The 13,471-nt window shown below is 43.1% G+C and carries 14 protein-coding genes; 6 read left to right on the forward strand and 8 right to left on the reverse strand.

Annotation, left to right across the window (positions count from 1 at the left end):
- Position 1 precedes the first annotated feature (1 nt).
- Positions 2-901: an ROK family protein gene (locus tag AC1DOV_RS16695; protein WP_477550504.1), complete on the forward strand. Its 900-nt coding sequence runs from the start codon at positions 2-4 to the stop codon at positions 899-901.
- 12 nt (positions 902-913) lie between these two features.
- Positions 914-1,768: a MurR/RpiR family transcriptional regulator gene (locus tag AC1DOV_RS16700; protein WP_441878316.1), complete on the forward strand. Its 855-nt coding sequence runs from the start codon at positions 914-916 to the stop codon at positions 1,766-1,768.
- Between the two features lie 139 nt (positions 1,769-1,907).
- Here the strand turns inward: AC1DOV_RS16700 and AC1DOV_RS16705 are convergent, their stop codons facing one another.
- Entirely contained in the window at positions 1,908-2,531 is a 624-nt protein-coding gene (locus AC1DOV_RS16705) for an acetate uptake transporter (RefSeq protein ID WP_430056472.1), read from the reverse strand.
- A 187-nt stretch (positions 2,532-2,718) separates the two neighbouring features.
- Positions 2,719-3,861: an acyltransferase gene (locus AC1DOV_RS16710; RefSeq protein ID WP_441878318.1), complete on the reverse strand. Its 1,143-nt coding sequence runs from the start codon at positions 3,859-3,861 to the stop codon at positions 2,719-2,721.
- A 214-nt stretch (positions 3,862-4,075) separates the two neighbouring features.
- On the opposite strand from AC1DOV_RS16710, the gene AC1DOV_RS16715 reads away from it, so the two are divergent.
- On the forward strand, positions 4,076-4,429 hold the full coding sequence (locus AC1DOV_RS16715; protein ID WP_477509546.1) for a VOC family protein: 354 nt from the start codon (positions 4,076-4,078) through the stop codon (positions 4,427-4,429).
- A 181-nt stretch (positions 4,430-4,610) separates the two neighbouring features.
- Positions 4,611-5,204 carry a DUF1349 domain-containing protein gene (locus AC1DOV_RS16720; protein ID WP_477550505.1) on the forward strand — a complete coding sequence of 198 codons (594 nt, stop codon included), beginning with the start codon at positions 4,611-4,613 and terminating at the stop codon, positions 5,202-5,204.
- A 33-nt stretch (positions 5,205-5,237) separates the two neighbouring features.
- Here the strand turns inward: AC1DOV_RS16720 and AC1DOV_RS16725 are convergent, their stop codons facing one another.
- From AC1DOV_RS16725 to AC1DOV_RS16735, 3 genes are all read right to left on the reverse strand, one after another.
- The gene (locus AC1DOV_RS16725) at positions 5,238-6,167 is read right to left on the reverse strand and encodes a metallophosphoesterase family protein (RefSeq protein WP_477550506.1); all 930 of its coding nucleotides are present in this window, start codon (positions 6,165-6,167) and stop codon (positions 5,238-5,240) included.
- A gap of 194 nt (positions 6,168-6,361) precedes the next feature.
- Positions 6,362-7,156 carry an aldo/keto reductase gene (locus AC1DOV_RS16730; RefSeq protein WP_477550583.1) on the reverse strand — a complete coding sequence of 265 codons (795 nt, stop codon included), beginning with the start codon at positions 7,154-7,156 and terminating at the stop codon, positions 6,362-6,364.
- A 47-nt stretch (positions 7,157-7,203) separates the two neighbouring features.
- Positions 7,204-8,409, reverse strand: a complete 1,206-nt coding sequence (locus AC1DOV_RS16735) for an MFS transporter (protein WP_477550507.1) — start codon at positions 8,407-8,409, stop codon at positions 7,204-7,206.
- A gap of 156 nt (positions 8,410-8,565) precedes the next feature.
- On the opposite strand from AC1DOV_RS16735, the gene AC1DOV_RS16740 reads away from it, so the two are divergent.
- Positions 8,566-8,970 (forward strand): winged helix-turn-helix transcriptional regulator, encoded by a 405-nt coding sequence (locus tag AC1DOV_RS16740; protein ID WP_339205642.1) that lies wholly within the window; start codon positions 8,566-8,568, stop codon positions 8,968-8,970.
- 62 nt (positions 8,971-9,032) lie between these two features.
- Here the strand turns inward: AC1DOV_RS16740 and pepT are convergent, their stop codons facing one another.
- Entirely contained in the window at positions 9,033-10,265 is a 1,233-nt protein-coding gene (gene pepT / locus AC1DOV_RS16745; protein ID WP_477550584.1) for a peptidase T, read from the reverse strand.
- 171 nt (positions 10,266-10,436) lie between these two features.
- On the opposite strand from pepT, the gene AC1DOV_RS16750 reads away from it, so the two are divergent.
- Entirely contained in the window at positions 10,437-11,144 is a 708-nt protein-coding gene (locus tag AC1DOV_RS16750; RefSeq protein WP_477509539.1) for a DUF421 domain-containing protein, read from the forward strand.
- Positions 11,145-11,199: 55 nt separating this feature from the next.
- Here the strand turns inward: AC1DOV_RS16750 and AC1DOV_RS16755 are convergent, their stop codons facing one another.
- Positions 11,200-12,723 (reverse strand): DHA2 family efflux MFS transporter permease subunit, encoded by a 1,524-nt coding sequence (locus tag AC1DOV_RS16755; protein WP_477550508.1) that lies wholly within the window; start codon positions 12,721-12,723, stop codon positions 11,200-11,202.
- 1 nt (position 12,724) lies between these two features.
- Entirely contained in the window at positions 12,725-13,261 is a 537-nt protein-coding gene (locus tag AC1DOV_RS16760) for a PadR family transcriptional regulator (RefSeq protein WP_477550509.1), read from the reverse strand.
- Positions 13,262-13,471 lie beyond the last annotated feature (210 nt).

The following is a 13,471-nucleotide window of genomic DNA, read 5'->3' on the forward strand; positions in this document are numbered from 1 at the left end:
CATGGGAATGAACATTTTAGCGGCAGATATTGGCGGTACCCATACGAAGATAGGCATTTGCGATGAACGAGGCCATATCACTCAGTTCAAGGAGTATGCGACCGAAGCTCATATGGGCGGCAAGCATCTCATGGAAAAGCTGCTTTCCCAAATGGAGTCATATCAGCATTTTGATGCTGTCGCTATTAGTACGGCCGGACAAGTGAACGCAGATGAGGGCTGCATCTTGTATGCCAATGAGAATATCCCAAGCTATACAGGCATGAAGGTCAGAGAGATCGTAGAGGATCGGTTCCATAAGCCTGTGAAGGTTGAAAATGATGTGAATGCAGCTGCATTAGGCGAGGCGTGTTTTGGAGCGGCAAAGTCGTTTACTGATTTCTTATGCTTAACGTTTGGGACGGGGATTGGCGGAGCCATCGTCATGAATCGTCAAATCTATCGTGGTGCGAGCGGCTCAGCTGCTGAATTCGGTCATATGTTTACCCGTCCATTGTCGCAAACGAATGGCGGCACGTGCAAATCATTTTATGAAACCTATGCCTCAACAACAGCCTTAATTCGAATGGCCCAAGAAGCTGATCCTGAAATTGTAGACGGAAAAGGTTTTTTTGATAAAATACAGGTAGGAAACGAACCATTACAACAAATATTGCATGCATGGACGACCGAAGTATCCGCGGGTTTGGCTTCACTCATTCATATTTTCAATCCACCTGCTATTATTGTAGGAGGCGGAGTGATGGAGCAGGATGAGCTTGTTCGAATGGTTGAGAAACAAACCAAAGCATTAATTATGGAGAGCTTTGCGGGTGTGAACATCGTAAAGGCTTCTCTTGGAAATAAAGCTGGCTTATTAGGTGCGGCATCATTATTTCTACGCGGAATGGACAGGATTTAGGGAGGTGATCGGTTGCGCACTATCAATATTTTTACAACGATTCATTCGAAATACAACAACCTGACGAATACCGAAAGGAAAGTAGCAGACTACATTCTGGAAAACTCGGAAGGTGTCGTCTACATGTCGATTACCGATCTTGCAGATCACTGTGGAGTGGGCGAGTCCAGCGTATTCCGGTTTTGCAGGTCGTTAAGCTATAAAGGGTATCAGGATTTTAAGATTGCCCTTGCACATAGCATCACCGCGGAAAACGAAATACCGCAGCTTACGGACAAGGTCCTGATGAATGATACGATGGATCAAGTGTCCTCTAAGGTGCTGTCATCCAACATAAGTGCATTGAACGAGACCTATAACTTAATCGATAACGAAAAAATGGATCAGGCGATTGAGCATTTGCTCCAAGCGGAACGGGTCATATTTTTTGGCGTAGGCTCCTCCTTAATGACGGCAATGGAAGCGAAAATCAAATTTATGCGTATCACAAACAAAACGGAATGCAGCATCGATTCGCATCTGCAGATGATGTCAGCGGCTTTAATGACGAAACGGGATGTCGCTGTCGTTATTTCTTATTCCGGTTCTACAAAGGATACGATTGAAGTAGCGAAAAGGGCCAAAGAAAGCGGTGCTACCGTCATTTCGATTACGAGGTTCGTTAAGTCGCCGCTGACCTCTTACTCTGATCTGACACTGCTATGCGGAGCGAATGAAGGACCTCTGCAGGGCGGCTCATTATCTGCGAAGATTTCACAGCTTTATTTGCTCGATGTTTTGTATGTGGAATATTTCAAGAGAACCTATGAAGATTCAATAAGGAATAAGGAAAGCACCGCTGCGTCGGTAGCTGTGAAATTGCTATAAAGCTTACGGTGAACAAAAAGAGGTAGAGTGCGATCGTTAAGCACTCTGCCTCTTTTTGATTTTCATAGAAAAAGCCGCTCTATCGCGGATCGGCACGAAGAGCGGCTGGCTTTAACATTGTATAATGATGAGATTCCGATTATGAACGAGGCTTGAAGATGCCAAAAGGCCGGCCGATTGGCAGAAACACACGTCCAAAATGGGTGTTCAGTACAGCTGCGCCTGCGGCATATAGCGATAGGAGAGCAATACCCATCTCAGCATAGGCAGCTAGTGCGTGGAACACGTCTGGTGCTACTCCGAATGCATCGAAGCTCAGTCCAAGGAAAAGCAAATCAATTAGAACGAAGATGAAGAATAATACTTTATTGGTCTCCGCTGCTCCGATAGTCATCAGCAGCGAGAAAATGAGATAACCGACAAAAGCAAAACCAAGCTGCTTGCTATCTGCGATTGCAGCCAGCTCAGCGCCGAACACACCGAGCTTGATCAGCCAACTGCCAGCCATCGCCATCCAGAAGAAAGCATAAGCGCCAAAGGCGGTCATACCGAATGTATTGTTATGTTTTGCATCTTGAATAGAAGCAAAGAGCTGAGCAAAGGCGCCTAGAAAAATCGCCCATGGAATAACGAGGCTTAGACCGTCAGTTAAGCCGAGCTTCTGTGAGGAAGCTACGAGCGTAACGATAGCCAGCCCAAATAAGCCGATGGCGCTTGGGTCGGCTGTTACAATTTTGACATTGGAATGATGTTCATTATGCATGTTAGAAAAGAAACCTCCAATAGTTTTCAGGGGTAAACCTGCAATAGTATAGTTGATTCTGCCGATACCAGAATTTCTAGTTTAACGGAAAAGATCTGGCGCGCATAGGGGGAAATTATTGAAAACGCCCCTTTTGCCTTGTTTCAGCAGAGGGGCGTCACATAAATGTTTTAAATTCAGACTTAGGCTACTGTCCGAGTGATTTCTGTTTGGGGATAGGTCCGAATAAAACCCAATGTCCTTTCACTTTGCCGGCCCAAGCAACGATGATCCATGAGCCAACTAAAGCCAGGAAGAAGCCTCCTGCAATCCATGCTCCGTAAACGAGCGGACTCCCATTCACATCCATCATACGGTAATATCTGAGGAACATCGGATGCAGCAAGTACATGCCAAATGACGCATGGCTGAGATGAATAAGTACCGATTTCAAATATTCCATGCGGGATGCCTTAATCCGAAGGGCAAGATGAATAAGCAGCAAACAAGCCGATGTAATATAAATTTCATTTTTAATTTGCACCAAAAAGCTATCGTTAAATAGTAGTTTTCCCTGCGCCTCACGCAAGAAGTAGATCACGTTGAGCGTACCGGAAATGGCTACTACTAGAATTAATGTGCTTCGTAAAGCAATGCTGCTGCGTTTGCGCTCCCAGAAGGCATAAAATTTCGTATAGTTGATTCCTATATAAGCCCCGATACAAAAGTACAAGCTGTATGCGAAAAAACCGCTGGTGACGTATTTGATTCCCATTTCCTTGGCGTTCAGCATATAAATCCACTGAATGAGAAGTCCGCCTGTGATCAACCAATTGACGAGACGCGGCCATTTTCTCATCACATACCAAAGTACAGGGAAGAGCAAATAACACTGGATAATAATAAAGATAAAATACAAATGAGCATAGGTTTTTCCAATCAGCAATTTAACGAGAAAATCCCAAGTCTGAAAATAAGAGATAAACTGCTCGAAATTAATAAATCCGTATCTGAAGTAGATGATAGTGGCATAATACATAAACGAAAATAGGAGAAACGGCAGCATAATTTTAGTGATGCGTTTCTTGTAGAACATCGTAGCTGTTTGTTTGTTTAATGGTTTATCATTGTAATTGTAGAAAAGAGATATGCCGCTGATCAGAATGAAGAGAGGTACGGCGAATTTGGATAACGTATTAAACAGGACAAGAATCAAAAACAGTGTGGAGTTAGGATCGGAATTGACTACTGAAGAGGATGTCGCGTGAATCATAATGACAGCAAGTATGCCAAATGCGCGTAGGCTCTCAAGCTCAGTCAAAAGCGCCTTCTTAGCTGGCGGTTGAGACATTTATGCACCTCGTGAGTAAGTAGATAATTTAACAATATTTGTTGCTAAAATGCTGACAAGCTAGTATAGCACAAAAGTGGAAAAATATAATGTAGTAGTTTGTGGAGAAATTGTGCGCGGGCAGGGAAATTGAAAAAGGAACTTAAATTTAAATCTCGAATATTTACTGTAATCGGATAGCTAAAAATCTAATGACAGACAGGAGTTGGATACAATGATAAAAGGTTTTGGCGGTATATTTTGGAGAACCAAAAATCTTGAAATGATAACAAAATGGTACAGTGAAGTGTTGAAGCTTGAAATAGGGAATTGGAATGGGACGATGATAAAACCCGAATCCGGAAATGAGACTATCTTTTCTTTTTTTAGCGAGAATGACAGCTATTTTCCAACAGAACAACAAGTGTTGTTAAATTTCCAAGTACATAATGTAGACGAGACTATTAAGCATCTTGAACATATGAAAGTACCTCTTGCAAAGAACTTAGAGGTTAGTGAATTTGGGAAATTTATTTGGATTGAAGATCCAGAAGGTCGATTGATCGAGCTTTGGGAGAAAAACGGGTAACTATAACTCAACAATCACTATGGCGAGGCTACCGGCATGAATCGGTAGCCTCGTTTAAGTAATGGGCAGTTAGAATACAACGTCGAATAAGAAAAATAGGTTAGTTACATTTCGATTTGCCTAAATAGGATACTGCTGCTAATTCAGCTAATAGATAAATTAGAATTATGGAGGAATCAAAATGGATGTAACATTTCAAAGAGATCACTTATTCTGGTTACATGAGCCTAAAGAATATACGATTACAGATGGAGAAATTGTGATTAAAACAGAAGCTGGAACAGATTTTTGGCAAAGAACCTATTATGGCTTTCAAAACAATAATGCTCCTGCTTTGTTAATGAAAACCAATGAGAAATATTTTTCGTTTTTAGTAAAAACGGAATTTGACAGTAAACAACGCTTCGACCAGTGTGGCGTAATTATCTATCAAAATAGTGATAACTGGATAAAGGCTTCTATTGAATATGAAAATGAAGAATACCAGAGATTGGGAAGTGTTGTAACGAACTTAGGATATTCTGATTGGGCAACTACGGATATTACTGCAACAAAGAAATTGATGTATTACAGACTAAGCCGGCGTGAAAGCGATTATTGTATTGAAAATTCTTATGATGGCATTCACTATAAGCAAATGCGTATTGCACACCTTTTTGAAGGAGCAGATAATATTCAGATTGGTATTTATGCTTGCAGTCCAGAAGAATCTTCATTTAATGCCGTTTTCACAGAAATGAAATTTACTGAATGCCAATGGAAAGAACATAAGTAACAAATTTTCAGTTTAATATCCTAATGGTTGCCATTAACCATTCTCAGGAAGATGTTCTGGCTGATTGACGACAACAGATCCATCATCTAGTCTCAGCCATGTTTGGAAGTCAGCTTCCCCTTCGGTCAATTGTATGATCCTTGCACCACGTGGAAAACCGTCTTTTCCATAGGTGTTATAGCCCGTAGCTCTTCCATAACATAGACGGATGCCGTGAAGCTCACCCCAGTAATCATTGATATGATCATGCCCAACGAACGTACCGCGGACATCTTTCATTTCAAGAAATGCTGTGAAAAGTCCGGAATTGATTTTTGGACTCGCTACGCCTTCATGCTTCTGCCCATAGCAGGTATGCTCGTTCCATACCTCGTTATATTCGGGCACAGGGATATGGAAAAAAGCAAGCGAGGGCAGTGGCACATCATTGTTTTGTTTCGTCAAACGAGCGGATTGCTCCTTATACCAGCCAATCTGGCTATGAGTTACCCAGGCATAGCCGCCAACGGGCTGATCGGCATACTCGCCTGAATCCAGTAAATATAATGCGGCAGCGGGGCTGCTATTATTTTTAGAATGAATTTCTAGCACATAATTTCCCGCACGATCCCCTAGGCTAGGGCCCATTTCGGTTAAGCTGAGCGGTCTTTCCTGCTGCAAGCGAATAAGCTCTTCTCTGGTGGTGCCAACCTCGGTATCATGATTGCCAAATACAGCTGCCCATGGGATATTAAATTCTTCCGCTGCTTTGACAGCATTTTTAAAGGACTCTTGTCTATCCGTACAATGCTCACTATAAATAACGTCACCGGTAAAGATCACCAAATCCGGTGATTCTTCTTGCAGGACGTTCTTCATTAGAGAATAGGTTTGTAAATCCTCCTGCTGCCCGTTTTGCCAGTGCAGATCGGTAAATTGAACAATTTTGAATGTGCCATCTTCTCGAAAGTTTAAGTTCGCCATAGTACCCTCCACTTGAATCTTATTCGAATGATTTTCGCCAAAAATATGTAGACAATGGTTTACGCAATGGTTTACGTACATTCATTTCGATATCATTCATCATTATCCTGCAATAAGGCACGATTAAATAAGGGCTGTCCCAAACGTAGATGTATCTGCGTTTGGGACAGCCCTATTATTGTTCCGCTATGATATTAAAAATCAAAGTTGTCGGGATCTGGACCCACCCGAAGATTTTGGTTCAGAGCGTCTATTCGGGACAGCTCACTCTCAGATAGTTCAAAATCAAATACATTACTATTTTCGATGATGCGATGCTCTTTCGTTGACTTCGGAATCGTTACAATGCCATGCTGTAAATCCCAGCGCAGAATGACTTGAGCAATGGATTTGTTATGCTTTTCAGCAATCTCCTTAAGAACGGGATGATCTAACAGCTGACCTTGCATAAGCGGAGACCATGCTTCGATTTGAATGTCTTGTTGCTTGCAATAGTCGATTAACTCTTTCTGCGTTAGCTGCGGATGGAGCTCCACTTGATTGATCATCGGTTTAACGGCAGCATCTTTCATTAACGTCTCCAAATGATGAATCTGGAAGTTGCTTACGCCAATGGCTTTGACTCGGCCATCCTTGTAAAGGGTCTCCAAAGCTCTCCACGCCTCTTGGAATTTGCCTTCTACAGGCCAATGAATCAGGTACAGGTCAAGATAGTCTAAACCCAGTTTATTTAGTGTAGTTTCGTAAGCCGCCAGCGTAGATTCATATCCGAGATCAGCATTCCAAACCTTTGATGTGACAAAAAGCTCTTCTCTAGTCACGTTATACTCAGCCATAGCTTCACGAATGCCTTGTCCGACACCTGTTTCATTGCCATAAATAGCTGCAGTATCAATACTACGGTAACCATTTTTAATCGCTGCTTTGACGGACTCAACCAGCTCCGCGCCATCCTCAACTTTAAAGACGCCAAGACCAAACCAAGGCATTTGAACACCGTTGTGAAGTGTAGTTGTATCCTGTAAATTCTTTGCGATCACAGTGAAGCCCTCCTGTGTTTTGTTTCATCTTTTTTTTCTAAAGCTCTTGCCCAGCCGGTTAAAATAACAGCGCCGAGAACCATCAATCCGCCAACCCATGCCGTATGAATAAGTCCCATCGAGTCCGTAATGACACCGCCCAAATAGGCGCCAATGGCGATACCTGCGTTAAACGCAGCGATATTGACAGCCGAAGCGACATCTACCGCCTTCGGCGCATAACGTTCAGCGAGCATCACGACATGCACTTGCAAGCCGGGTACGTTCATGAATGCAAACAGTCCCATCAAGATAATCGTAATTAAGCCAACCACTTTAAACGGTGCGGTGAAGGTAAGAACAAAGAGTATGACAGCCTGCAAAATAAACATGTAAAACAAGGCGGTAATCGGCTTCTTATTGGCAGCTTTCCCTCCAATGACATTGCCGATGGCGATGGCGATGCCGTATACCAAAAGAATGGCCGCTACCGTACTTTCCTTAAATCCGGTTATATCGTGAAGCAACGGGGATAAATAAGTAAAGACAACAAACGTACCCCCGTACCCAATAGCAGTAATCGCGAATGCAAGCAGCAATCGTCCATTCGTAACCAGCTTTATCTGCTCGCGCAGCGGTGTTCGAGTTCCTTTGCGCAAATCGGAAGGAATCAACACCATATTGGCAATAAAAGCGATAACGCCAATAAGAACTATGCCAACAAAAGCAGCACGCCAGCCCATATGCTGTCCAATCCAAGTACCTAACGGTACGCCTGTAACGGTTGCTACAGTGAGTCCTGAGAACATAATTGCGATCGCGCTAGCTCTGCGGTTCTCGGGAACGAGATCGGCTGCAATGGTAGCGCCAATTGACATAAATACGCCATGAGCCAGTGCCGAGATGACGCGTGCGGTAAGTAAAATACCAACGCCGCTTGCCGATGCCGCAAGGCTGTTCCCAGCAATAAAAACAATCATGATCCAAAACAATAATGTTTTTCTCGGAATCGTAGATGTTAAAGATGTTAATATTGGAGCTCCAAAAGTAACCCCAAGAGCATACAACGTAACGGTTAGTGCCGATGTTGTAACCGATATATTCAAGTCTTCAGATATAAGCGGGAGCAGCCCTACACTGATGAACTCTGTTGTCCCAATCGCAAAGGCGCTTATGGCTAACGCTAGAAGCGCCAGGGTACTTCTTTTTTTATCTAATGCCATTTGTATAACCCCTTTTGTATGGTATTGCCGGCCGGTAAGTGCTATTATGATGGGTTTAGGCAGTAATGAACAGTACGTACTTTGAAGTGCTATAGGTACTAAAAAGTAATAAATGCATGAACAGTAGGCGATAGCTCGGTTGGGGAGGATATATCTATGATTAAGAAAAAATACAATATTTCAGTGGAAGCGACCCTCGAGGTTATTGGAGGGAAATGGAAATGCGTAATCCTTTGTCATTTAACGCATGGCAAAAAAAGAACGAGTGATCTCAAACGTATTATGCCCTCCATTACACAAAAGATGTTAACGCAGCAGCTGAGAGAGCTGGAGCAAGATGGCATCGTGAATCGAATAAGCTACAATGAGGTCCCGCCGCGGGTTGAATATGAGCTCAGTGAATACGGATGGAGCTTAAAATCGATATTGGACTCCCTTTGCTCATGGGGTGAGATCCATATTATTAAAGAATACGGCAATAAGGCTGCCGTATTGGAAGACAATGGCCTAAATAATCTTGAGATGGACATCGTCGAACAGGAAGAAGATGTGCTTTGCTAAACCATCCAATAACAAACAGGCTGTCGTCATGTGGACGACAGCCTATTTGTTTATGACGATCATTAAGCTTTTTGTTCGTAGAGCTTAACGATTTCAATAATCGTATTGACGGCTTGTACCATATTGTTAACCGACACATATTCAAATCGGCCATGATAATTTTCTCCGCCGGTGAAAATATTCGGTGTCGGCAATCCCATGTAGGAAAGCTGCGAGCCGTCTGTGCCGCCGCGAATCGGTTCGATTAGCGGGGTAATGCCGAGGTTGATCATCGCTTGCTCTGCGATGTCTACGACTTGGATCACCGGCTCGATTTTCTCCTTCATATTGTAGTATTGATCCTTGACTTCAAGCACAATACGTTCTTCTCCGTACTTCGCTTTCAGTTCCTCTACGATACGAGTAAGCTCCAGCTTTCTTTCTTTAAATCGGTTGCGGTCATGATCACGTATCAAATAATGAAGCTCCGTTTGCTCGACGTCGCCTTGAATGGATGACAGGTGGTAGAAGCCTTCATGGCCTTCTGTCTGCTCAGGTGTTTCGTTAGCTGGCAGTTTCCCGTGAAGCTCCATCGCCATTTTGGCGGCATTGATCATTTTGCCTTTGGCCGTTCCGGGATGCACGTTTTTGCCCTTGCATATAATGACAGCGCCAGCGGCATTAAAGCTTTCGTATTGAAGCTCGCCCAGCGGACCTCCATCCATTGTATAGGCATAGACCGCATCAAAGGCTTGTACATCAAACTTATGCGGGCCTCGGCCGATTTCTTCATCAGGTGTAAAGGCTACTCTTATTTTACCGTGCTTCAACTCAGGATGATTAATGAGATGAGCCATCGCCGTCATGATCTCAGTTATGCCTGCTTTATCGTCTGCACCAAGCAGTGTCGTGCCGTCTGTTGTAATCAACGTATGACCTTTATAGCCGTGCAGCTCTGGGAAGTCGTTCGGTGACATAATGATGCGCTGTGCTTCATTTAAGATAATGTCGTTCCCGTCATATTGTTCAATAATTTGCGGCTTGACGTTAGTGCCAGTAAAGTCAGTTGCTGTATCGATATGCGCAAGGAAACCGATGGTTGGGATCTCTTTATCCGTATTGGCTGGAAGGGTAGCCATGACATAGCCGTTAGCATCCATCGTAACCTCTTGCATGCCGATGGCTTTCAATTCCTCTACTAGCATATTAGCTAACGTCAGTTGTCCGGGCGTGGAAGGGCAGGTTTCGCTGCTTTCATCGGACTGTGTGTCCACCTGCGCGTAAGTGATAAATCTGTTTATAATCTCGGTTTTCATCATTCTCAGCTCCAATACAAATAGTCATATAGCAAAATACAATACAAAAGCGACGTATCTTCATCGTCACTAGAAGTGGGCTCTAATCTGTTCACTTTAAAGATGATACGCTGTTCCATGATTTTTTTCAAATCGCTTGGGTAACAATAAGAGTAGAGGTGGAATCACAGCATGCATACCTATATGGATATTTTAATACGTACGATTGTTGCTATTTTACTGCTTTTACTAGTAGCTAGAATATTGGGTAAACAGACGATTTCCAACATGACATTTCATGATTTTGTGACCGGCATTACGATAGGGGCACTTGCAGCCAATTTGGCATTCAATGAAACATTGAAATGGTCGCATATTACTTTGTCACTCGCGGTTATGACGGTTACGTCTTATCTGTTATCTGTCGTTGCCTTAAAGAGCCGTAAATTAAGAAGCTGGATTTCAGGCTCCCCAACCGTTCTCATTGAAGGCGGGAAGATTCTTGAGAATAATATGAAGAAGGTTAGATATACTTTGGATTCTTTGGATCAAGCTTTAAGAGAAAATGGGATTTTTAATATGGATGAGGTTGAATATGCAGTTCTTGAGGATAATGGCATGGTGTCTGTATTAAAAAAAGACGAGTATCAGCTTGTCACGAAAAAGGACATGAAGCTTCAATTAAACAAACAGGAGTTTCCAATTGAATTGATTATGGATGGTTCACTTTTGGAAAAAGAAATGAAGGAGAATGGGCTGACGAAGGAATGGCTGGAAAACGAACTGAGAAAAAAAGGGAAGAAAATATCTGACGTTTTCTACGCGGTAAGAGGGACAAAGAAGCAGCTCATCTTTGACTTTTATGAAGACGGTATACATAAACCTACGGATAAAGAATAAGGATGCACGCAACGGTAATTTGCATCGCAGATTACCGTTGCGTGTCTATTTACCTCTATATGTGTGTAGCGCTGGTCGTTGTTTTTTTTGTAGCTCCGAGTCTGCTTGCACCAACAAACATAGCGGTGATTAAGCCAATGCTGCCCACACAAATGCTGAGTATAAAGCCGTGATTGATCGCTGTTGCCAGCGCCTCTTGCAGAAACTTGCGTATTTGCGGGTCTAGCTGACCGCCTGCTCGCATGAGCAGTTCTGGATTGGCTAGAGTATTGATTTTGTCAGAAGGAATGCCAGCCTTATCTGCACCTGCCGTAATTAATCGATGCAAGTTGTTATTTACAATCGTCGCCATAATAGATGCACCCAATATGCCGCCAATGTTGCGCCAGAAGCCGACGATAGATGAGCTGACGCCCATATATTTAGGATCAACGTTTGCAGCAATCGAGCTCTGTGCGACACTCATTAGAGGACCGACGGCGCCAAAGCCAAGCAGAATCATAAGTACAATCATATAGCCGCTGGAAGCATGAGCGCTAACTGTAGAAAGCAGCGTAGCTACAATAATAGTCATTAGCATAGTGAACAGCATGAGTGTACGGAAGGCGAATTTGGATTGCAGGAAACCAAATAGAATAGCACCCCCGATTAACGAGGCCATCATAGGCGTCAATACGCCGTTTGAGTTGCTATGTCCTAACACCCCTACCGTAAAGCTAGGCAAATACGTAATGGCGGAGAACATAATGACGCCCTGACAGAAGCAAAGAATACTTGTGCCCAAGACCATCTTATTTTTAAAGATGCTCAGAGGAAGGACGGGTTCAGGAGCACGCAGCTCGACAAAAATAAACAGAGCGCCAATTACAGCTGAAATCGTGAATAAGCTAATTTCCTGCCAGGAGCTCCATGCGTAGGTTTTGCCGCCCCATTCGAGCGCTAGCATTAAGGAGACCGTAGTAATGATCAAAAACAAGGTTCCCAAATAATCGATTTTTGGTTTTTTCTCGGAACGTGTTTCTTTGAGCGCAATCATCAGAACAATCATGGATGCCAAACCGATGGGAATGTTGATATAGAAGTTCCATCTCCAACCAAAGTGTTCAGCAATGAAGCTGCCGAGCTGCGGGCCTGCAACGGAGGATAGGCCGAAGATCGCACCGAATACGCCAGACATTTTTGCTGCATCCTTCGGATCTTTAAATATCGTATAAATAATGGTGAAGCTGATTGGGAACAAGGCGCCGGAGCCAATCCCTTGAATGACGCGGAACCAGATGAGCTGATCAGCACTCTGAGCGATACCGCATAAGGCGGAGCCGATCAAGAACATGCCAATACCAATCATATAAAACATTTTTCTGCCGAATAGGTCGGACATTTTGCCGAACACGAGCATCGTGCTTGTTGCTGCCAGCATGTAGGCGGTAAATACCCAGCTGACTTTATCGAAAATGTTAAAGTCCTGACTGAGCTTGTTAATGCAGGAGGCCACAATCGTATTGTCCAAAGATGCCATTAATAACCCTAGTGCCATGGCAAGAATGATGAGGTTATTGTTTGAACGTGATTTTTCCATCCTAAACCCTCTTTTCCTCTTCTAATTTATCCATACGATCCAACCCCTCTTGGATCGCTTCCAGCTTAGCACTATATTCCTTAATTCCGATTTCAATGCATATGATATGTCCAGGCTGCATGGTGCTTTTATACAAGGCGTATTTATCGCGCAGCTGATCGAGCTGTGTCTGTGTATACTCTTGTGCCTGCTTCAACCACATAACTACCATGTCATTACCTACCAGCTGGCCAAAATAAAGCCGCATCAGGAAATCTGATTTGACCGTATCCGTTTCCATCGGGCTGTGCAGATATTCGTAAAATCTGCTTTTACCAGCCTCTGTGATGGTGAACACATTTTTATTCGGTTTGCCCTCTTGCAGCACATTTTCCTTCGTGATCAAAGCCTCTTTTTCCATCCGATGCAGCATCGGATAAATCGTTCCATAGCTTGAGCTATAGAAATAAGCGAAAATATCCTCGAACAATTGTTTAATTTCATAACCGGATAATGATCGTCTCATAAGCATGCCTAAAATAACGTCCTGACTGTTCAAAGCAAATGTGCCTCCTTGTCATTTTACTTAGGATAGAATGGGTATAGGTGTAATAAATATCCATATTTATATTACGATCCATAATATATCACTCCGATATAGGTGGTGTCAATATTTAGAAATAAAACATTTGATAAATAAAAAAAGGATTAGTAGGTCATTCATTTTTATGAATTCTACCTAACGATAGGTTGAAAAATAATAATAAGA

The organism is Paenibacillus sp. 01T47 (genome assembly GCF_056398245.1).

Coding starts and splice junctions, on each gene's coding strand:
- AC1DOV_RS16695 (WP_477550504.1), top strand. CDS start 2: ATGGGAATGAACATTTTAGCGGCAGATATTGGCGGTACCCATACGAAG.
- AC1DOV_RS16710 (WP_441878318.1), bottom strand. CDS start 3,861: ATGTCTCAACCGCCAGCTAAGAAGGCGCTTTTGACTGAGCTTGAGAGC.
- AC1DOV_RS16735 (WP_477550507.1), bottom strand. CDS start 8,409: ATGGCATTAGATAAAAAAAGAAGTACCCTGGCGCTTCTAGCGTTAGCC.
- AC1DOV_RS16740 (WP_339205642.1), top strand. CDS start 8,566: ATGATTAAGAAAAAATACAATATTTCAGTGGAAGCGACCCTCGAGGTT.
- AC1DOV_RS16705 (WP_430056472.1), bottom strand. CDS start 2,531: ATGCATAATGAACATCATTCCAATGTCAAAATTGTAACAGCCGACCCA.
- AC1DOV_RS16750 (WP_477509539.1), top strand. CDS start 10,437: ATGCATACCTATATGGATATTTTAATACGTACGATTGTTGCTATTTTA.
- AC1DOV_RS16755 (WP_477550508.1), bottom strand. CDS start 12,723: ATGGAAAAATCACGTTCAAACAATAACCTCATCATTCTTGCCATGGCA.
- pepT (WP_477550584.1), bottom strand. CDS start 10,265: ATGAAAACCGAGATTATAAACAGATTTATCACTTACGCGCAGGTGGAC.
- AC1DOV_RS16715 (WP_477509546.1), top strand. CDS start 4,076: ATGATAAAAGGTTTTGGCGGTATATTTTGGAGAACCAAAAATCTTGAA.
- AC1DOV_RS16730 (WP_477550583.1), bottom strand. CDS start 7,156: ATGCCTTGGTTTGGTCTTGGCGTCTTTAAAGTTGAGGATGGCGCGGAG.
- AC1DOV_RS16720 (WP_477550505.1), top strand. CDS start 4,611: ATGGATGTAACATTTCAAAGAGATCACTTATTCTGGTTACATGAGCCT.
- AC1DOV_RS16725 (WP_477550506.1), bottom strand. CDS start 6,167: ATGGCGAACTTAAACTTTCGAGAAGATGGCACATTCAAAATTGTTCAA.